Here is an 18,161-nt window from a genome sequence, read left to right as displayed (position 1 = left end):
TAATTAGAAAAGATTCATACTCAAATACCGCTCCCCCGTGTCAGGCGCAATGCAAACGACCCGCTTACCTACTCCCATCCTTTTGGCAATCGTGATGGCAGCAAAGACCGAGGCACCCGATGAAGGTCCGACGAGAATCCCTTCCAACGCTGCAAGCTGCCGCATGCTTTGTAGGGCGTCTTCGTCTGCGATTTGAATGATTTCATTATAAACGCTTGTATTGAGGATTTGTGGAACAAAACCAGGGCTCGTGCCGACCAGTTTATGTGGACCAGGCTTTCCGCCAGATAGAACCGGGGAGCCTTTTGGTTCGACGACAGCGATATACAGCTCCGGGAGCTTTTCCCGCAACGCTTCGCCTGTTCCGGTAATCGTTCCGCCCGTCCCAGCTGTGGCGACAAAAGCATCCAATTGACCATTCGTTTGCGAAAAAATTTCCTTAGCTGTCGTCGTTCGATGGATGTCTGGGTTTGCCTGATTCTCGAATTGTTGAGGAATAAAGCTGCGCGGAATCTCTTTTTGCAGCTCCTGCGCTTTGGCAATCGCCCCCGGCATCCTCAGCTCGCTCGGAGTCAAGACAACCTCTGCCCCATACGCTTTCAATATATTGATCCGTTCCTTCGACATATTGTCAGGCATGACCAAAATCGCGCGATAGCCTTTTGCTGCGGCATTCATCGCCAAGCCGATTCCCGTATTGCCGCTCGTCGGCTCTATGATCGTATCCCCCGGTTGGATCAGCCCTGCTTGCTCAGCCGTCAAAATCAGATTGTAGGCAGCGCGGTCCTTCACACTCCCGGACGGATTGAATTTCTCCAACTTCACAAAAACTTCTGCTGCTCCTTCAGGAACCATGCGCCTCAGTCGAACAATCGGCGTATTTCCAATCAATTCGGTAATGTTCTGGTAGACGCTCATCGTACTCCTCCTGGAAAATTTGCCTTATGATTATCTCTTAGTAATACTATAAGAATAATACAATTTTTCCGACCTGAAAACGATATGGGTGCTCAAATGGGAAAAAGCTCTCGAATGAGAGCCTTGTTCCTGTCTAAAAACCATACTTTGCTTTTGTCTGGTTTAGTACATTCGCCGCTTGTTGATACAGGCTGTTCGCGGTTTCTTTCACTTTTGCTTGTCCGCTTTTGTCTACCGAGCCTTGGCGCTTCTTCGCCTGCGCGATGGATTCAGTGGCCGTCTTGATGGCCGCATTGATTGCTTTTTCCCTTTTCTCGGCATCCGGCACGCTCGCTTTGATTTCCGCCCAAATCGTTTGGAGATCCTTCATGTCGGTCTCCATGATGGCGATCATTTCCTGCATGTTTTTGTTTTTATCCTGGATCGAACCATCCATGGTGTTCATCCCATCGACCAACACCTTCATACTGCCAAGTGTTCCTTGCATGACCTCGAATTCCATCTTGCTCAAGCCTGGCTGCGTCGAATAGGTCCGAATCTCTTCCAACAGTCTTTGCAGCTCCGCTATTTGATCGTTTGAAAACTGCGCTTCATCCGTAAATTGCAGCTCGTCCAAATACTTTGCCGTTTCTATCAGATCAGCCTCTAGCTTCCCTGTCTGTTCTACTTTTTTGGCGAAGTCGACACGCGCTGCTTCTTTGACTCTTTGTTCTGCTACTTCTTTCTTTTTTACTTCGGCTTCCTCGTGGATGCGCTTGGTTAATGTCGCCAATTTGCTTTCGTACGCGCTTTTGTTTGTGGCAACAAGACTCGTCTGTCCCTTATTCTCTTCCATAAGCAGGCCGTCAAATTGGAGCTCGTCACCGTTCACTGTGCCGATGATATCCTGACCAGTTGCCGGATTTTTGAGAGTCAGCTGCTTCCCATCCATCGTTCCCTCCAGCAAGATCGACTCTGTTTTTAGAAAAGGGATGCTGTCTTCCGTTTCGACGATGGAGTCCGTCATTTCAACGTTTACTTTCTCGTTATTCACCGTGACACTTGTGTATAGCATGCGTGTATCGTCTTCGTACAAATACCCTTCCGCCAGTGTCACAGGACCAAGGAAACGATAGCCTGCGTATCCCAGCAATGCGACGATGACCAGAGCCATGACGATCATGATGCTTTTGTTTTTTCCCTTCATGCTGAGACCCCTTTACCCACAATTTCTATTACGTTTGACCTGTTTTTCCTGCCAAAACGTGCCATAGTTCTAATATACATGAATCGCGGTGGTAAACCCTATGAGTCTAAAGGCCAAAACAAGATTAATAGAACGTATTACCAAAATCGCGACTGAAATCGAGTATTTGATTTTCTTCGATTGTAATCGTAGAGAGTTCATATTTGTAATGTAATAGACTAATTCTTACAAATGAATCCCAATTTCTGATGATATTCTCCAGCCGGCAAGTTACCAATCTCGCAATTCCCATATCCATTTGGTTAATGCAAATAATCCCGAGTTTTTTGGAACTAAACCTATTGCAAATACACCATCATCAAGGTTTTTCCCAGATAAATAGAAAATAGCACCGCTGGCAATTCCGAAGATGATGGCAACTACCAATAAAAAAGTAAGGAGTTCTTTGAAAAATCCGGGCTTCTTCGCTACTTTTGCTGTTTTGACCTCTACCATGATACCCCTTCGTCAGTCTCTCTATCATGTTATGTGGGGATTTTCCCAATCAATATTTTACCAATAGATAGAATCTAGGTCTAGACTCCTATGACTCGTACTGCACAGGGAACAGGAAAAAGCCGATGTCTACCAAACATCGGCTTCTCTCACTTTCATTCCGTTATACCTCAACCATTTCACGCTCGGATGGATAATACATGCCTGCTGCACCGAGCACCCCTGCTTCCGCTCCAATTGTCGTCAACTGGATGCTCGCTTGATTTGCCATCCGAGAGATAGAGCGCTCGCGAATGACGTTCTTCGCTTCTGCAAGCAGCAGCTGTCCGTTCTTCATCACACCGCCACCCATGACGATCACCTGTGGATTGAACAGGTGGATCAGATTAGTCAGTCCAACCCCGAGATAATAACCTGCTTCCTTCATCAAGGTCATGCTGAGCAAATCTCCGCGAACTGCTGCCTCTCCGACCTCTCTAGCCGTTATCCTGCTCAGGTCATTCCCATTTTCAACGAGTAACGAGCTTGTAACACCTTGTAGAAGCTGTTCCCTGGCTCTACTTGCCAAAGCCAGCCCAGACGTGTAATTTTCCAAGCACCCTCTATTCCCACACACGCACAGCGGTCCTTCGGGATCAAGCGAAATATGCCCGAACTCCCCAGCACTATCGCCAACACCTGTAATCAACCGTCCTCCACTGATAATGCCAGCACCAACACCCGTACTGACCGTTACATAGATCAAGTCTTTCGTGCCTCGTGCACTTCCAAACGCCCATTCTGCTACCGCTGCTGCATTGGCATCATTGATCAATTGCACGGCTACTCCGAACCGCTCCTGAAGAATCGCGCCGATCGGCACATCGCTCCAGTTTAGATTGCTCGCAAAAATGACCATTTGGCGCTGGGTATCAATAATTCCCGCAGTTGCAATCCCGATCCCGCGAATGCGAGAGAGATTGATTCCGCTATCCTCTAGGACAGTCTGCACCAAATCACCGATGCGTCCGATGACTGCCTGAGCTGCCTCTTCTGTTTGAGTCGCTGCGTTCGCCTGCCTGAGGATGTTGCCATGCTGGTCGACGATCGCGGCTATGATTTTTGTACCACCCAGATCAATCCCGATGGCATATGGTTTGTCTTGATTCATCTTCCGCTTCACATCCTTGTTGTCCATTCACGATTGAAAGATGGCGTCCAACGCTTGGGACGTATGCGCGATCAATTGCTCAGGCAACTGGCTGTATGGCGAGATTTCCGGGATGATGTAGCCTTCATACCCGATCTCACGCAACGCTTCCACCACGCGGTTCCATGGAATATCGCCAGCGAGCAGCGGTACGAAACCCGTGATGTTGCCTGTCGACGTCTTGAAATCTTTGACGTGAATAGCTTGGATTCTCTTGCCCAAAATGCGAATCCATTGCTCAGGAAAACCGAATTGCAGCACGTTGCCTACATCAAAATAAGCGCCTACCCAAGGATTGTCTACTTCATCGATCAAGCGGGCCATCTCCAGTGGACTGAGCAAAAACTTGTTCCATACGTTTTCTACCCCGATGTATACCTGATGCTGCTCCGCCTTCTTTGCCAAGCGCTGCAATGCTTCACCCGCCCGCTCGTAGGCCGTATCATACGACACCTCAGCCGTTACGAGACCTGGGACGACGAGAACGGTCCGTGAGCCAAAAATGCTTGCCGACTCTATCATTTTCTCGACAACACGGATGCCTTGCTCGCGGATCGCTTCCTCATTGTGTGTCAACGGATATTTCCATAAAAGGGCAGTAGAGACGCTTGGCAGCTCCAGACCGAGCTCACGAGCCTCGTCTGCCAGCCCCTTCAATTCCTGCTCTGTCATCTCTAGATGAAAGGGAGCATCTCCCTCGTCCAAATTCAGTTCTACCCCTTGATAGCCATGTGCTTTCGCCTGGCGAAACATTTCTTGTACGCTCGTTTCCTTTGGGAAGCACCAAGCATTGATTCCCTTTTGAAAAGCCATGCGCCTCACTCCCCTTTTCTCAAAATAGTGACAGGCTTTCCTTCTTGTGCCGATTGATTCGCTGCCAACGTTACTTCTAGCGTCTTTCTCGCTGATTCATACGGCGACAGAATCAAGCTGCGATCCCCTGTCAAAATCGCTGTAATAAACGCACGGTCTTGCTCCACGTACATATCCACAGTGCTCGCTTTCGTACGCGCTCCCTGCTCATCCATGATCGCTAATTTCTTCCCGTCAATCATGACGCGGAAATCTTTGCCCAAGATTTCTACATTTGTACGGTGATCCGGCTGGATGAAGCACGTATCCAGATGTCCTAGCGCCCCTGACTGAAACACCATACTGATGGAAGTCACGTCTGGAATATCGATGTTTGGAATGTCACGCGAGACGAGCAAGGCCATCTGCGCATAGACCTTCTCGATATCTCCGGCCAAATACCGCATCATATCCAGCGTATGTGTCGCCTGCTCGACAAGCTGTCCACCTGACTTGCCCATTTCCCTCCACCAAGGTGTCGTGACGAACTTGGTCAAATAATGGCCGCGAACGAGTGCAATCGACTTGCCTTCCAAGTACGCTTTTGCTTCCTGCACGATATCGAGATAGCGCAGGCAATATCCAGTGGCGGTGATAATCCCTGCCTTTTCAATCGCTGCTTGCTTTTCGTTCACTTTCTGTATGTCGAGCCCAATTGGCTTTTCCACAAACAGATGAATCCCTTTCGCAGCCGCCGTTTCCTCAATCTCTTCATGCGCAAAAGGTGGGACGCACACAAACAAAGCATCCAGCTTTTCTGTCTCTACTAGCTCATGCCAAGAGGTGTAGCCATGCGCACCAATGCGCTCAGCAGTCTCTGCAGCCACCTCTTCGTTCACGTCGCACACTGCAACGACCTTTACCCTATCGTCCGTCAATAAGCCTTTCAGATGATGCTGCCCGATTCCACCTACGCCGATCATGCCTACACGTACACTCATGCGTCATTCACCGTCCTAGCGTAATACGACTGGTTGCTTCTGTTCAGCGGATTGATAAGCGGCGAGTGCTACTTCCACAGCTCGCAAGCCGTCTTCACCCGTAATCGACGGCGCTTTCTTTTCACGCACGCTGGTGACGAAATCCTTGATCAATTGACTGTCCATGTCATCGCCCCAGTTGACCCACTTCAAGCCTCTTTCATTGGAATAGACATCCAGCTTTTGAGAAAAAGCGTCGAGCGAGATGGTCCCTTCTGTCCCGATAATTTCCATCGTCACGTCTCCCCATGTCGGGAAGGTCTTGTTGCGAGACCAGCTGCAATCGAGTGTGGCAAATACCCCGTTCTCAAATTCCATGGTCAAAATGCCGCAATCATCAATCGGCGTATCGGAAAACTTGCTGTCTATCTCCGCGTAAACCTCACGTACTTCAGAGTCCATGAACCAGCGCATCAAATCAACAACGTGAACCGTGTGATCGATCACTGCACCTCCGCCGGATTTCGCCGGATCGACGAACCAACCACCAGGGTTTTGTCCACGGTTCGTACCCCGGATCGCCATGATACGTCCGACCTTGCCTTGCTCCACCAATTGCTTTGCTCGAACAACAGCCGGATGGAATCGCACTGGGAATGCCGTCTGCAAAATGACGCCCTGTTCGCGGCAAAAGTCGATCATATCTTGAGCAGCCTCTGCTGTTGTCGCCAGCGGTTTTTCGCACAAGATGTGCTTGCCAGCCTTCGCTGCCGCTAACGTATGCTCTTGGTGCTTGGCGTTTTCCGAGGTGACGATGACCGCATCGATATCCGTTGCGAGCAACTCATGATAATTAGCGAAGAACGGAACGCCAAACTTTTCAGCCGCCGCCTTTCCACGCACTTCATCCTCGTCTGCTACCCCGACTAATTGAACCCCATCTAATTTCGCAACCGCATTTGCATAGCTGTATGCATGCATGTGTGCAACACTGATGATTCCGAGTTTCATGTCCTGTCCCCTCCTACACCAAAGTTACGGGTTTACCCGTTTCGATTGACACAAGTGCAGCACGAGCGATTTCTACCGCTTTCACGGCGTCTTCTGCCGTCACGAGTGGCTCCAGATCACGGTCGATACACTCGATGAAGTGCTTCAGTTCTCTGAAATACGGGTTTTCACGCAACGGACTCTCCGGAACTGCGACTCCGCTCATGCCTGCTTGCTTCGAGCGATTAACCGCCACTAACGGTTTTTCCTTCGAGCTGTCATAGGAAATGATACCTTCCTTGCCTGCCAGCTCCATTTTCATCGCGAAGCCTTCATGTGCCCACGAGCCTTCCACATGTGCAATCATGCCGTTCTTGAAGCGAAGCGTAACCAGTGCGTAATCCATCCGGGCAAAACCTCGACCAAGCAATCCTTTCGCGTACACACGCTCCACATCCCCGAAGCACCAACGCAAAAAGTCAAAATCGTGAATGATCATATCTAATACAAGGCTGCCACTGTTTTTGTAGTCCGCGTACCAGTCGTTCCACGCAGTTGGGAAAATACCACCCCGGAACGTACGTGCCACACCAACGTTACCAATCGCACCATCATTAACCAGCTGACGGGACTTTTCATACTCCGGGAAGAAGCGCAGGACATGTCCAACGAACAGCTTGACGTTCTTCTCCCGGCAATAATCAACAATAAAACGAGCCTCTTCTTTATCACGAGCCAATGGCTTTTCGCAAATGACATGCTTGCCTGCATCCGCAGCCTTTTTCACATAAGTCTTATGAAGGTACGTAGGCAAACACACGTCTACAATGTCGACCTGCGCCAATTTTTCCATAGCCTCTTCATAGCTTTCAAACCATTCTGTTTTTGTCTCGGCTGCCAGCTCTTTTCCTCTCTCGCTGCGGATATCGACGATCCCGACCAGCTTGACGTTTTCCATGGCAGCATACGATTTCGCGTGAACAGTCCCCATGGTTCCTGCTCCGATTACCAGAACATGATGCATAATGGTTTCACTCCTTTTGGGAAAAAGTCTATTTGGACCCAGTTAGGGTAATTCCCTCGACAAAATGCTTCTGCAAGAAAATAAAGACGATGATCATCGGCCAAATGGCAAGAACGGAGCCCGCCATCAAAATCGGGTAGTTCGTCAGATTGGTATGCTCGCCCGTCAAGTACGCCAAACCAGCGGAGAGCGGCATTTTATCAGGCGTGCTGTTGACGATCAGCGGCCACATCAGGTCGTTCCAAGACCACAACGCTACGAAAATGGCGAGTGCGATCAAGCCGGGCCTCGCCAGCGGCAGCATAATTCTCCAGTAAATCTGAAAATGGTTGCAGCCATCGAGCTTCGCCGCTTCTTCCAGTTCTTTTGGCAGCGACATGAAAAACTGACGTAGAAGAAACGTACCGAATGCACTGAACAATCCCGGTACAATCAATGCTGTCAACGTATTCAGCCAGCCAAGCTCTTTCATGATCATAAATTGCGGGAGAAGAAACACCTGACCTGGCACCATCAAAACGGTCAAGAACAGGATGAACAAGGCGTTTCGCCCTGGAAATTCAATTCGCGCGAATGCGTACGCCGCAAGCGAGCAAAGGAATACTTGTCCGACTACCTTCGCCACGGTTGTGATTACGGTATTCCAATAAAAGTCCAAGAAGGGCAGCATCTCAAAAATATGGGTGTAATTCTCCCATTGATACTTGGTCGGCAAAATGACCGGTGGCACCTGTGTCGATTCGCCTAGTGACTTGAGAGAAGTGAGAACCATCCAGACGAATGGCGCAATCATCACGAGAGCACCTGCAATCAACAACAGATGAATCAACAACTTCTTGCCCATTTTGTTCCGACTCGTATAAACACTCATTCCATATCCCTCCCGTCTGTTCAGCTTTGATTAATCATAGTGAACCCATTTTTTCTGCAATTTCATTTGAATAGCGGTAACAATCAGGATCATCACCAGAAGCACGACAGCAACTGCGGCCGCATAGCCACCGTTCCCTGATTCAAATCCATTCGTAAAGAACAAATACGCCATCGTCTGCGTTTGCTCAGTCGCCGGATTGCCCATTTTGCTTCCGAGCATCAGATAAATCAGGTCAAATACTTGAAAAGCCCCAATCAAGGAAGTGATACTGACAAAAAAGATCGAAGGAGTCAACAACGGCAACGTAATCTTGAAAAACATGCGAACCGGTCCCGCTCCGTCAATTTCTGCCGCTTCGTAATAGCTTCTCGGAATACCTTGCAGTCCGGCCAGAAAAATCACCATGTTGTATCCGATAGAGCTCCAAACGGCAACGATAATCACTGCATACAGAGCAATGGCGGGATCAGATATCCAGCGTGGGCCCTCAATACCTACCAATCCCAGCAAATAATTGATCAGACCGTAGTCAGCGTTGTACAACCATCTCCACACCATCGCCACCGCTGCCGCCATCGTCACAACGGGCAGGAAGTAAAGGGTGCGATAAATCGTAATCCCCTTAATTTTCTGATTAAGCAACACAGCGATAAAAATGGAGATTGCGATACCGACAGGAACTGCGATCACTGTATAAATCAGTGTGTTTTTCAGCGCGATCCACAAGTAAGGGTCCTTGAACAACAACTCGTAATTATGTAAGCCAGCCCACTTGTACTTGCCAAATCCTCCCCATTTGGTAAAGCTCAAATAAATGGTTTGTACAATCGGCCATAAGTAGAAGACACTCAACCCGATCAGTGTGGGAGCAATCATGAGATACGCCCAGAACCAATCACTTCTCTTCATGCGATTCAACGATTTTTTCGCTTTTGGCTGAACGGCGGCGTGCATTTCAGGCTGCAACTGGCTGCTCATCGCATTCATTCCCTCCTTACATAAGCTTTTCAAAAAAGGATGGCCTCGTCCATGATGCGAAGCCATCCATCATGGAGCTTTTATTCTTGGCTAAGCATTTCATTCATTTTTTGTGCGAGCTCTTTGGAAGCATCCTCTACGCTCATTTGTCCAGCCCAAGCCTTGGTCATGAGCTCTGTTTCCAACTTGGCCCATTTTGCCGTGTCCTTCGAGATCGGATATGGTTTCGCCGCAGCTGCCTGATCAATAAAAATTTTCAGATTAAAGTTCGGCATGGATTGTACCCATGTATCCTGTGTTCCGTTAAATGCCGGAATCGCAGCACCCGATTTTGCCAGGATTTCTGCCCCTTCTTTCGAGCCCAAGAATTTCACGAATTCCCATGCTTCCTTCGGATGTTTGGTATTAGCCGAAATCACGTTGCCCAGGCCGTGAATGACGCTTGTGTTCTCTTTCCCTTTTGGAAGATACGTCACGTCCACTTTGTCCTTTGTATACTCATTCTTATTAAAAGCGGATGCCATCCATGATCCGTTGTACATCATCGCGATCTTGCCTGATTCAAATAGCTGTGTTGCCTCTGTTTCGGACAATTGCGCTGCTGTTGGCGATGATTTTTCGTTGATCAGGTCTGTCCAAAACTTGAGGCCTTCGATCGTTTCCGGTTTGTCATAGCCGGACGTTTTCTTGTCTTCCGAAATGATATAGCCACCACTTTGATAGATCGTGTTATAGAAACCGTCTTGTCCATAAGGAGGCGCTGCAATTCCCCAAACGCCTTTTTTCTCATCAGTCAGTTGCTTTGCTGCTTCCTTCAGCTTGTTCCAATCCCAGGTTTCGTCTGGATACGGTACTTTTGCGTCGTCAAACAGCTTCTTGTTGTACCAAAGGCCAATGGTGTCGAAATCTTTTGGTAGCGCGTAGTTTTGTCCATCGTAGGTGTAGAGATCAACGAGAGCTTTCGGATAATTGTTCAGATCGATGCCATCTGCCTTGATTTGATCTGTAATCGGCAATAGCATGTCATTCGCTGCGTATTTAATAATACGTGGACCATTAATCCAAAAAATGTCCGGCAAGGTGCCACCCGTTGCGGCTGCCTCCATCTTTGTCCAGTATTGCTTGTTAGGAGTTAGCTCGATCTTGATGTCCACGTTCGGGTTCTTTTCGTTAAACTTTTTCGCGATTTCCTCCATCGCAGGCATTTGGTTTTTGTCCCACAGCGCATATGTGAGCGTTACCTTTTCGCCTGAAGCAGCACTGCCAGTCGTTCCAGCTGGTGCAGAGCTCTGCCCGCCGCCCGAACATCCTGCCACTGCTACCAAGAGAGCAGCCATTGCAATCGAAACCAACTTCTTCATCAGAAATCCCTCCTCGATTTACGTTCTCCTCTATTACCCCCAAAATATTGCCCAAAACTACACGCTCCCCTTTTCGACTCGCCCCCTTTCAACGATTTTGGATGGGTTGAACTTTCTTTTTCCAATGACCAAATAAAGTATGTAAAAAAGATGTTACAAGCTGAAGTGAAAAACCTCTTGTAACAAAACAGCAGCAGCAGCCTTGACCTCGAAATCAGCCCCTAATACAGTTGGACGGAATTCCAGCCCTTCGACCATCGTCCCCATCGCTTGAGCCATCACTTGTTTTTGGATGCGCTCAAACAACACTTGGTTGTCCCGGATCATTTCTCCACCCAGAATAATCAGGCTCGGGTTGAACAAATTCACCAGATTCACAATCCCGATCGACATGTACGAAGCGATTTCATCGACGATGTCTTGGCATACTTGATCCCCTTGATGCAGTGCTTGGCGAAAGACATCAAATGTGATTCTTGTCATATCTCCGTCAGCCAAATCCATGACGAGCGTCTCTTTTCCGCGTGTAACGGCGGACAGTATGCCTGAGTAAATGGCTGGCCACGCCACGTAGTTTTCCAAACAGCCGACGTTGCCGCAGTCACACCGCATCCCACTTCGATCGACTGTCGTATGCCCGAATTCACCTGCTCCACCTCGGCTTCCGCGGAAGATGGAACCGTTTACAACGAGACCCGAACCAACCCCTTCTCCTACTGTAACAAACAGGAGATTGTCAGCATTCAGTCCACCACCGAAGTTTTTTTCTGCCAGGGCGATTGCATTGGCATCATTGTCGAGCCATGTGTTTAGTCCAAAACGCTCTTCTGCCATGTCCTTTAACGGAACATCATGCAAGCGCAGCTTGGAGTTAAAGCGGATGACCCCACTCGCTGCATCGACAATCCCTGGTGCGATGATGGAAATGCCCAGACAACGGCTGACATCATCCACTGACTGGAGAAAGTCCTCGATCGAATCCAACACATATTGGATAATCAGGTCACTCACTAGACCAGCTTTTACTGGATAGATTTTCTTTTGCTTTGTAGCCGCTTCCAAATTCATTTCAGCAATTGTAATCGCTGTATTCGTAATAGAGACGCCAATCAAAAACTTCCCGTCTGGACAGAAGCGAACCATAATCGGCTTACGGCCACCCTTTGACTCACCTGTTCCATCTTCTGCAACCATGCCGTCACGGATCAGCTCATTGACTGCCGAGGTGACTGTAGTTGGACTGATGCCCTGCTTTTTGGCGATATCACTTCGCGAGATGGGCCCAAACTGGCGAATGGTGTCGAGTATAATAAAGCGATTGAGCTCTTGGATTAGTTTCAGATCTCCAGTTCTGCGCATCGTATTCGTTCATCCTTTATTTTTCCAATGACTTTATAAAGTGATCATACTGAATTTTGTATTTTGTGTCAATTTCGTTTTTTCTTAGATTTCAATCAACTTTTTCTGATTGAATATTCCATATTCCTTTCCCAATAATCAAGCTGATATACTTATTTTGCCAAAACCTGTATGAGGTGACCTTATGATATCCATATCCCTTATCAGCTTTTTCTCCCTGTACTTGCTGTTCTCAGATAGCTATGACTCTTTTGAAGCTTCGGCTACTCCAGTCGTATCCGCTTCACCGGTTCATACCTACTCCTTTCTGCAAAAGACGTTTCCTCGCTTCAAAAATTTAAGATTGACGCGACAGGACGAGGTATTAACGCTAACCTATGTTCCAGAAGAGCATATCGCTTTAGGCGCCTATCTCACCTTGGATTCCAATAGTTCTGGAGACTTTATAGGAGGCTACGATGAAACGAAAACCATTCCACTAAAGAATGGCACTGCCAAGTTCGGTTACAACGGCCCATTAGCCACTCTCATCTGGAAAAACGGCTCCACCCACTATGAACTAACGTACCATTTTTATTATGAGGAAGATGTGGAAACCAAGCTGGTGGAGATTGCCAATACTTATAACCAAAAGAACCTCCCTTAAACCGTTAGAAAAAGGAGGTTCTTCTTGCTTTATTCTTATTCTGTGGACCCGTAGGTATAAAACTCACCAGGGATGCCCCCTTTGCTTTTCCTATAATTCTCTAGCTGGGCCTTATGGCTTGGCTTATTTCTTATGTATGTTAAAATTTACAAAACGGTGAATGGGGCGTTAGTATGAGTGAGCATCCCTTTTGGTTTAAAGCGACTGCAACTGTTGTTGTTGTCATTGTAATTTTAGCACTACTGACAAGTGTCGCTTTCTTTCAGCTATTAGCATTGGTAGGCCTTGTCGTTGTCTGTACCTCGAAAGGCGTATTGGAATGGAAAAAGAACAGAGACTGGGCTGTTATTATTTTGGGACTGGTTGCATTACAAATCGTTATTGTTATCAACGCATTCTATCACTTTTTTACATAAGCCACTTTATCAATTCGACATAAGTGGGAAATATTTCTTGATTACTATTATGAACATTAATATAATAATTGTGAATTTGGAATTTTAAGGAGGGGCTTCTATGAATACTGCAATTGCGATTCTTACTTTTATTGGAGATCTCATTCCATTAGTCCTCCAACTGTTAAAAGCCTTTGCTTAATTTCCAAACGAACAAATAGGGGCTGTTCCTCCGTCATTTTCATGACTAGAGGGACAGCCCCTTCCCTACTTATTGGGTATCTGCATTTCCTTCTGTTTCTGGCGTTTCTTCTGTTCCTTCGGTTTCCTCCAAAATATCCTCATCTACATAACCATCAACTGCTTCTACTGCCGCTTGCTGTTGAACTTGCCAGAGAGCCGCTACATTCGTTGGCTCCCAACCTACGAGGGAAGTGTGTGGTTGCAGACATTTGTATACCTTGCCTTGATAGCTAACCAGGTCACCAGGCACGTAGCTTACATTTGGCGCCCATGCTGGAGTTCCCGGATTTGCAGCATCTGTTACACCTACGACCTCGATGCTCTTCTGTGAAGAATTACCTGCTGCATCCTTCGCTACCACAGAGAAGGTATAAGACGTGTTAGGCGTGAGTCCTGTGACAGTTGCAGTCGTAGTCGTTACATCCGCTGCTAATGCTGTCCCGTTGTAAACCTCGTAATTCGTCACCGCGATATTGTCTGTAGAAGCAGCCCAGCTCAGGCTGATACTCGTGCCTGTTTTCCCTGTTACGGCTAGATTGGTAGGTGTGCTTGGAGGTTGGTTGTCTGGCTGAATCGTATCCGTCGTTACCGTTACCTCATTGCTTGCTACTGAGGAATTACCCGCTGCATCTTTCGCCTTCACTGTGAATTGGTACGCAGTGCCAGCTGTAAGCCCGCTAATCGTCGTATTTGTACCGGTTACCGTTTTCGCAAGCTGAGTGCCATTGTATACTTCATAGCCAGTAACCCCTACATTGTCGGTAGCAGCTCCCCAACTCAGACTAACACTTATAGCTGTTTTTGCAGTCGATTGGAGGTTAGCTGGTGCTGTCGGCGGTACGTTGTCGACTGGAGCTGTCCCGCCCAGAAGATCGCCATTCACTTTGTCTAGCAGAACCTTGTTACGGTCTCCGCTAAATTCCCAGAACATTGCGCCTGCCAGCCCTTTGGAAGTAATAAAAGAAGTTTTGTGTCCGATCGAAGTCACATCGTCATAGCTAATATATGTTTTCGAAGCCGGGTTGAAGAGGTAAGGCACTTTTGCCGCGTCATTCCAGTGGCGTGTGAAGCCATTTTTGTTCACATAATTATTTTGGATATCCGTGAAGTCAAGCATGCCAGGTTCCCACGTTCCTCCTGAAGGCCCAGTGCAATTTTGATATTCTCCATTGTTAGCCGTTCCGCAACCCGACCAGCCCCTTCCGTAAAACGGAAGTCCGAGAACGAGCTTGCTGGCAGGAACACCGTCACGAAGATGACCCTCTACAGCTGTTTGGATATTATAGGTTTGAGCATTCGGCAAACCAGCTGCTCCTGCTGCCGGATCATAGGCCAACGGCGCGTTATGTCCAGTCTGCTTTTGGAAGGCTCCATAGAAGTCGTAGGTCATAATATTGATCCAATCCACAACCCGGGCAATATTTCCAAGCTCTGTATTTGCTGCATAACTAGGGCTGGCACCAGAGGCAATCGTCAAATAGTACTGTTTGCCATCCGTTAACTCAGCCGCATCGAGTTTGTCTCTGACAGCCTGTAGCAACAATGTATAATTTTGCTTATCTTCTGGACGTTTGCTGTTTCCAGGCAAGCCTCCTTCAACTGGGTACTCCCAATCGAGATCGACCCCATCCATCTGATATTTCCGGATAAAATCTACCGAGGACTGTGCAAATACTTGACGTGCAGCCGGATCTGCCGCTACATCAGAGAAGCGATTGGACCACGTCCAGCCCCCGATCGATATCAATGTCTTCAATTGAGGGTTTTTTTGCTTCAATTTTGCCAATTGATTCAAATTCCCGCGGATCGGCTGATCCCACGTATCTCCTGGAAAGGACTTTTGCACATCAATCCATGGATCTCCGAGAACAACCGTACCATTCGGGGCATTAATATTGCCTACTTCATTCTGGCAAGCCCAAGTTTGTGGATTGGGCCCCGTTGGATCTGGGTTGCCGTGTCTGCCATTCCAGCAAATATCCGCAAATGCGTAGTTAATATGCGTTACTTTATTGGGATCGATATCCGTTACATTGTAGTTTCGTCCATAAGCCCCCCATGAGGGATAGTAGCCAATAATTTTGTAATTGGATACCGCTGTCGCCTCCGCTTGATTTTCCTCTGCTTGCGCCGCCTGTGCCGCCATTGGCAATACGGAGGTGACAAGCAGGGCACCTACCATTAGCACATTCCTAACACATTTCTTGAATTTCATAGTATCCCTCTCGATCTTCATGGATTTTGTTACAAATCCATCTTATTACGACTTATATCACGATATGCTAATGTATTTACATAAATGGTAATAAAAGGGTAATTCAGTACAAAAGAACATAAAAAAACCCTTCCTTCCGACCAAGGGAAGAAAAGAGAGGATGGGGAGACTGGGTTCAAATCTCTCGTTCACCAAGTCGAACGAGTTCGACTACTGGCAATTGAATCGCATCCATCTTCACTCCACCTTTCGATAGTAATGTTTTGCATAGTAATCTCATTACTATTATATTCACTTGTACATGCACCCTTTTTTACCTCTGTCCAGAACCTCTTATTCTCTTCTACATAGAATGCATTAAAACAAGAAAAGGAGGATCACACTTGAAGATACCGAAAAGTTTATGCGATCGTTTAGCCAAAATTCTGGGTGGGACAGGCATGTCAAATGATACTTGTTCTATCACGGTTAAGCGTAATCTCCATGCAACAATCTTGGGCAAACCGTATGATACTGAGCACGAGCGCTAAGGTATGGAAGCCTTAGCGCTTCTTTTATTGCCTTCCACTATCGTTTATCCATCGATTGTTGTGTTAAATATAGACTTCTCTTGGTTGAACTCCACTGTACGGAGAAACCAATCCCTCTTTCTCCATCCGATCCACAATGTGCGCTCCGTAGATATAACCGATTCTTTGCGCTTCCGATGAAGGAGCTTTTTTACAACAATCAGCAGGCTTTTACATCAGTCGACCCGGATATAAATATGGTATCCTTGAAACTGCGAGACCAGGTGAAGGTTGGATTACTTTTGACGAGTCCTCCGAAATTAGGAAGGGCTCTATTTTACTTTTTTTCTCTTGTGTTAAATTGCTCCGGGAAACTGGTTCCATTCCCTACCATCCAGGAGGCGTCCAGCCCGTTTTTTTCCAATGCAGTAACCGAATGCAGAGAAGCATGGATCTCCAAATTACAGAGGAGATCAACATTATGTAGATGCTCAATCTGTCCGTGACGAGAATCTAATTACCGCGAGTGGAAGCGGAGCATTGGAGCCTTCCATATTGGGTGCTTTTCCATTCTTTTAACGCTCTCATCTGGCCAAATCTCACAACTGCCTCCATATGCACCTTCTTCAGCTATTCAAAATATTGTCAATTTTAACCGCTATTCGACAATTTCTTCTAAAGTTACGAGGATCGATTTTGTGATAGGATGGTATATATTGGTATTTTAGTAAGGAGATGATGGGTTCCTCTTTGCTGCAACAATTGACCTCTACTCGATGATAGTTTCCAAACAACTTTTATCATGAAAGGTTGATGCTCATGTTTAAAAAAGCACTTATTATCCTGTCATTAAGTTCAGTCGTCGTAGTACCCTCTCTAGCCACACAAGTCCAAGGGGCAGCGCTCCCTACACAGGAAAAGGCAACCACTTACGCTTCCAATAAAAAAATCAGAAACGCCACGTATGGTGAAGAAATCTGGGTGTCTCTTACCTCACCTATTCCAGCCGGATGGGTTATCGTTAGAACTTTAGGAACGCAGAACCTGATCAGGAATGTGAACGGTGCTTCTTATGCCACGGAGGTAGAGGTGCTACTAGCTTCGCCTATCCCAGTCGGATGGGTTATGGTTCGAGCCTTTCGAGGATCGAATGTAATCAGGAACATGAACGGTGCTTCTTATGGTACGGAGGTAGAAGTAATGCTCGCTTCGCCTATCCCAAAAGGATGGGTCATGGTTCGAGCCTTTCGAGGATCGAATGTGATAAGAAATGTCAATGGTGCTCCTAACGGAACGCAGATTGAGGTAATGCAAGCCTCGCCTGTTCCTGAAGGATGGATCATTGTCAGTTCAGGTGGAAATTCGAAAGTGATCAGGAAAGTTGGCTAAAACAAAGCGCACATGGCATGCATCTAGTCCGCGAGCTGACGTCGAAATGCAATCGGCATCAGCTTGTGGGCTTGTAACAACATGTTCGGAATGAATGTGAAGCCACCGCTAAGTGATCAGAAAATACGCTACTTGGTTTAATCAAGAATTTAGGTTTAATTATCACAAGTAATGTTTTGTCCTTGCATTAATCCTCTCGATCTCCGTTCCGTGCAACTCGTTATACGCGACATCAACGAATTTCACGTAATTCGAACCATCTCCATATGCCAACGAATCAATAAAATCAGCGAACTCTTTCCTTTTCTCGTCTCCAATGTCGGACTCTGCCCAACCTTCCTTGCTGCCGTCTGGCGCTACAAAAAAGCTCATGTATCCGTTCAAATTGCTTGTTACGATAGGTGAAGTCAGCACGCCGAACAGCTCCGTTGCTTTCATATGGGCTTTTCCGAACTTCTCCCTGTCATAATCTGCTCCTGTCACCACAATGGCGTTATGTCTCATGGATCCCATGCGCTACCTCCTATTTATCAAATCGTGTGTTGTGTTACCCATTTGGAAGTAACAGCTTCACCATCCTTACTCTCTACAAAACTAAATATCTATTCATGTACTTTA

18 protein-coding genes and 1 pseudogene are annotated in these 18,161 nt (G+C 47.2%); 4 read left to right on the top strand and 15 right to left on the bottom strand.

Annotated elements, in window-relative coordinates; genetic code table 11:
* Nucleotides 1-3 precede the first annotated feature (3 nt).
* From cysK to PMI05_RS22865, 12 genes are all read right to left on the bottom strand, one after another.
* A complete protein-coding gene (cysK, locus tag PMI05_RS22920) occupies nt 4-918 on the bottom strand; it encodes a cysteine synthase A (RefSeq protein ID WP_007726936.1) in 915 nt (304 codons plus the stop codon).
* Nucleotides 919-1,051: 133 nt separating this feature from the next.
* Complete coding sequence (locus PMI05_RS22915; RefSeq protein WP_007726926.1) at nt 1,052-2,104, bottom strand: hypothetical protein; 1,053 nt, start codon at nt 2,102-2,104, stop codon at nt 1,052-1,054.
* Between the two features lie 270 nt (nt 2,105-2,374).
* Entirely contained in the window at nt 2,375-2,599 is a 225-nt protein-coding gene (locus tag PMI05_RS31435; protein WP_007726924.1) for a hypothetical protein, read from the bottom strand.
* Nucleotides 2,600-2,762: 163 nt separating this feature from the next.
* The gene (locus PMI05_RS22905) at nt 2,763-3,749 is read right to left on the bottom strand and encodes an ROK family protein (protein WP_007726923.1); all 987 of its coding nucleotides are present in this window, start codon (nt 3,747-3,749) and stop codon (nt 2,763-2,765) included.
* Nucleotides 3,750-3,776: 27 nt separating this feature from the next.
* Nucleotides 3,777-4,601 carry a sugar phosphate isomerase/epimerase gene (locus PMI05_RS22900; RefSeq protein WP_007726922.1) on the bottom strand — a complete coding sequence of 275 codons (825 nt, stop codon included), beginning with the start codon at nt 4,599-4,601 and terminating at the stop codon, nt 3,777-3,779.
* A 5-nt stretch (nt 4,602-4,606) separates the two neighbouring features.
* Complete coding sequence (locus PMI05_RS22895) at nt 4,607-5,581, bottom strand: Gfo/Idh/MocA family protein (protein ID WP_007726919.1); 975 nt, start codon at nt 5,579-5,581, stop codon at nt 4,607-4,609.
* Between the two features lie 15 nt (nt 5,582-5,596).
* Nucleotides 5,597-6,571 carry a Gfo/Idh/MocA family protein gene (locus PMI05_RS22890; protein WP_007726917.1) on the bottom strand — a complete coding sequence of 325 codons (975 nt, stop codon included), beginning with the start codon at nt 6,569-6,571 and terminating at the stop codon, nt 5,597-5,599.
* 13 nt (nt 6,572-6,584) lie between these two features.
* The gene (locus PMI05_RS22885; protein ID WP_007726915.1) at nt 6,585-7,574 is read right to left on the bottom strand and encodes a Gfo/Idh/MocA family protein; all 990 of its coding nucleotides are present in this window, start codon (nt 7,572-7,574) and stop codon (nt 6,585-6,587) included.
* A gap of 28 nt (nt 7,575-7,602) precedes the next feature.
* Nucleotides 7,603-8,445, bottom strand: a complete 843-nt coding sequence (locus PMI05_RS22880) for a carbohydrate ABC transporter permease (protein WP_007726913.1) — start codon at nt 8,443-8,445, stop codon at nt 7,603-7,605.
* A gap of 30 nt (nt 8,446-8,475) precedes the next feature.
* Nucleotides 8,476-9,435 (bottom strand): carbohydrate ABC transporter permease, encoded by a 960-nt coding sequence (locus PMI05_RS22875; RefSeq protein WP_081496865.1) that lies wholly within the window; start codon nt 9,433-9,435, stop codon nt 8,476-8,478.
* A 71-nt stretch (nt 9,436-9,506) separates the two neighbouring features.
* On the bottom strand, nt 9,507-10,787 hold the full coding sequence (locus tag PMI05_RS22870; protein ID WP_007726909.1) for a sugar ABC transporter substrate-binding protein: 1,281 nt from the start codon (nt 10,785-10,787) through the stop codon (nt 9,507-9,509).
* Nucleotides 10,788-10,940: 153 nt separating this feature from the next.
* On the bottom strand, nt 10,941-12,146 hold the full coding sequence (locus PMI05_RS22865) for an ROK family transcriptional regulator (protein WP_007726907.1): 1,206 nt from the start codon (nt 12,144-12,146) through the stop codon (nt 10,941-10,943).
* A gap of 184 nt (nt 12,147-12,330) precedes the next feature.
* On the opposite strand from PMI05_RS22865, the gene PMI05_RS22860 reads away from it, so the two are divergent.
* Entirely contained in the window at nt 12,331-12,792 is a 462-nt protein-coding gene (locus PMI05_RS22860; RefSeq protein ID WP_007726905.1) for a hypothetical protein, read from the top strand.
* Nucleotides 12,793-12,965: 173 nt separating this feature from the next.
* On the top strand, nt 12,966-13,208 hold the full coding sequence (locus PMI05_RS22855; RefSeq protein WP_007726902.1) for a hypothetical protein: 243 nt from the start codon (nt 12,966-12,968) through the stop codon (nt 13,206-13,208).
* 250 nt (nt 13,209-13,458) lie between these two features.
* Here the strand turns inward: PMI05_RS22855 and PMI05_RS22850 are convergent, their stop codons facing one another.
* The gene (locus PMI05_RS22850; RefSeq protein ID WP_052006450.1) at nt 13,459-15,666 is read right to left on the bottom strand and encodes a glycosyl hydrolase family 18 protein; all 2,208 of its coding nucleotides are present in this window, start codon (nt 15,664-15,666) and stop codon (nt 13,459-13,461) included.
* 572 nt (nt 15,667-16,238) lie between these two features.
* Nucleotides 16,239-16,328, bottom strand: a complete 90-nt coding sequence (locus PMI05_RS31825; RefSeq protein WP_369751240.1) for a DNA translocase FtsK — start codon at nt 16,326-16,328, stop codon at nt 16,239-16,241.
* Between the two features lie 270 nt (nt 16,329-16,598).
* Here PMI05_RS31825 and PMI05_RS31430 point away from each other — a divergent pair.
* Nucleotides 16,599-16,700, top strand: a pseudogene (locus tag PMI05_RS31430) (glutamine amidotransferase); the annotation flags it as partial.
* A gap of 273 nt (nt 16,701-16,973) precedes the next feature.
* Nucleotides 16,974-17,543: a hypothetical protein gene (locus PMI05_RS22845; protein WP_007726897.1), complete on the top strand. Its 570-nt coding sequence runs from the start codon at nt 16,974-16,976 to the stop codon at nt 17,541-17,543.
* Nucleotides 17,544-17,705: 162 nt separating this feature from the next.
* Here the strand turns inward: PMI05_RS22845 and PMI05_RS22840 are convergent, their stop codons facing one another.
* A complete protein-coding gene (locus PMI05_RS22840; protein WP_007726895.1) occupies nt 17,706-18,056 on the bottom strand; it encodes a hypothetical protein in 351 nt (116 codons plus the stop codon).
* Nucleotides 18,057-18,161 lie beyond the last annotated feature (105 nt).

This window comes from Brevibacillus sp. BC25 (assembly GCF_000282075.1).
In the GTDB taxonomy this organism is placed as follows: Bacteria; Bacillota; Bacilli; order Brevibacillales; family Brevibacillaceae; genus Brevibacillus.
Note: the sequence above shows the minus strand (reverse complement) of the source record. Positions and strands in the feature narration are given on the sequence as shown.

What these genes read in the sequence shown, in the direction of transcription:
- cysK (WP_007726936.1), bottom strand. Translation starts at nt 918, where the DNA reads ATGAGCGTCTACCAGAACATTACCGAATTGATTGGAAATACGCCGATT.
- PMI05_RS22915 (WP_007726926.1), bottom strand. Translation starts at nt 2,104, where the DNA reads ATGAAGGGAAAAAACAAAAGCATCATGATCGTCATGGCTCTGGTCATC.
- PMI05_RS31435 (WP_007726924.1), bottom strand. Translation starts at nt 2,599, where the DNA reads ATGGTAGAGGTCAAAACAGCAAAAGTAGCGAAGAAGCCCGGATTTTTC.
- PMI05_RS22905 (WP_007726923.1), bottom strand. Translation starts at nt 3,749, where the DNA reads ATGAATCAAGACAAACCATATGCCATCGGGATTGATCTGGGTGGTACA.
- PMI05_RS22900 (WP_007726922.1), bottom strand. Translation starts at nt 4,601, where the DNA reads ATGGCTTTTCAAAAGGGAATCAATGCTTGGTGCTTCCCAAAGGAAACG.
- PMI05_RS22895 (WP_007726919.1), bottom strand. Translation starts at nt 5,581, where the DNA reads ATGAGTGTACGTGTAGGCATGATCGGCGTAGGTGGAATCGGGCAGCAT.
- PMI05_RS22890 (WP_007726917.1), bottom strand. Translation starts at nt 6,571, where the DNA reads ATGAAACTCGGAATCATCAGTGTTGCACACATGCATGCATACAGCTAT.
- PMI05_RS22885 (WP_007726915.1), bottom strand. Translation starts at nt 7,574, where the DNA reads ATGCATCATGTTCTGGTAATCGGAGCAGGAACCATGGGGACTGTTCAC.
- PMI05_RS22880 (WP_007726913.1), bottom strand. Translation starts at nt 8,445, where the DNA reads ATGAGTGTTTATACGAGTCGGAACAAAATGGGCAAGAAGTTGTTGATT.
- PMI05_RS22875 (WP_081496865.1), bottom strand. Translation starts at nt 9,435, where the DNA reads ATGAATGCGATGAGCAGCCAGTTGCAGCCTGAAATGCACGCCGCCGTT.
- PMI05_RS22870 (WP_007726909.1), bottom strand. Translation starts at nt 10,787, where the DNA reads ATGAAGAAGTTGGTTTCGATTGCAATGGCTGCTCTCTTGGTAGCAGTG.
- PMI05_RS22865 (WP_007726907.1), bottom strand. Translation starts at nt 12,146, where the DNA reads ATGCGCAGAACTGGAGATCTGAAACTAATCCAAGAGCTCAATCGCTTT.
- PMI05_RS22860 (WP_007726905.1), top strand. Translation starts at nt 12,331, where the DNA reads ATGATATCCATATCCCTTATCAGCTTTTTCTCCCTGTACTTGCTGTTC.
- PMI05_RS22855 (WP_007726902.1), top strand. Translation starts at nt 12,966, where the DNA reads ATGAGTGAGCATCCCTTTTGGTTTAAAGCGACTGCAACTGTTGTTGTT.
- PMI05_RS22850 (WP_052006450.1), bottom strand. Translation starts at nt 15,666, where the DNA reads ATGAAGATCGAGAGGGATACTATGAAATTCAAGAAATGTGTTAGGAAT.
- PMI05_RS22845 (WP_007726897.1), top strand. Translation starts at nt 16,974, where the DNA reads ATGTTTAAAAAAGCACTTATTATCCTGTCATTAAGTTCAGTCGTCGTA.
- PMI05_RS22840 (WP_007726895.1), bottom strand. Translation starts at nt 18,056, where the DNA reads ATGGGATCCATGAGACATAACGCCATTGTGGTGACAGGAGCAGATTAT.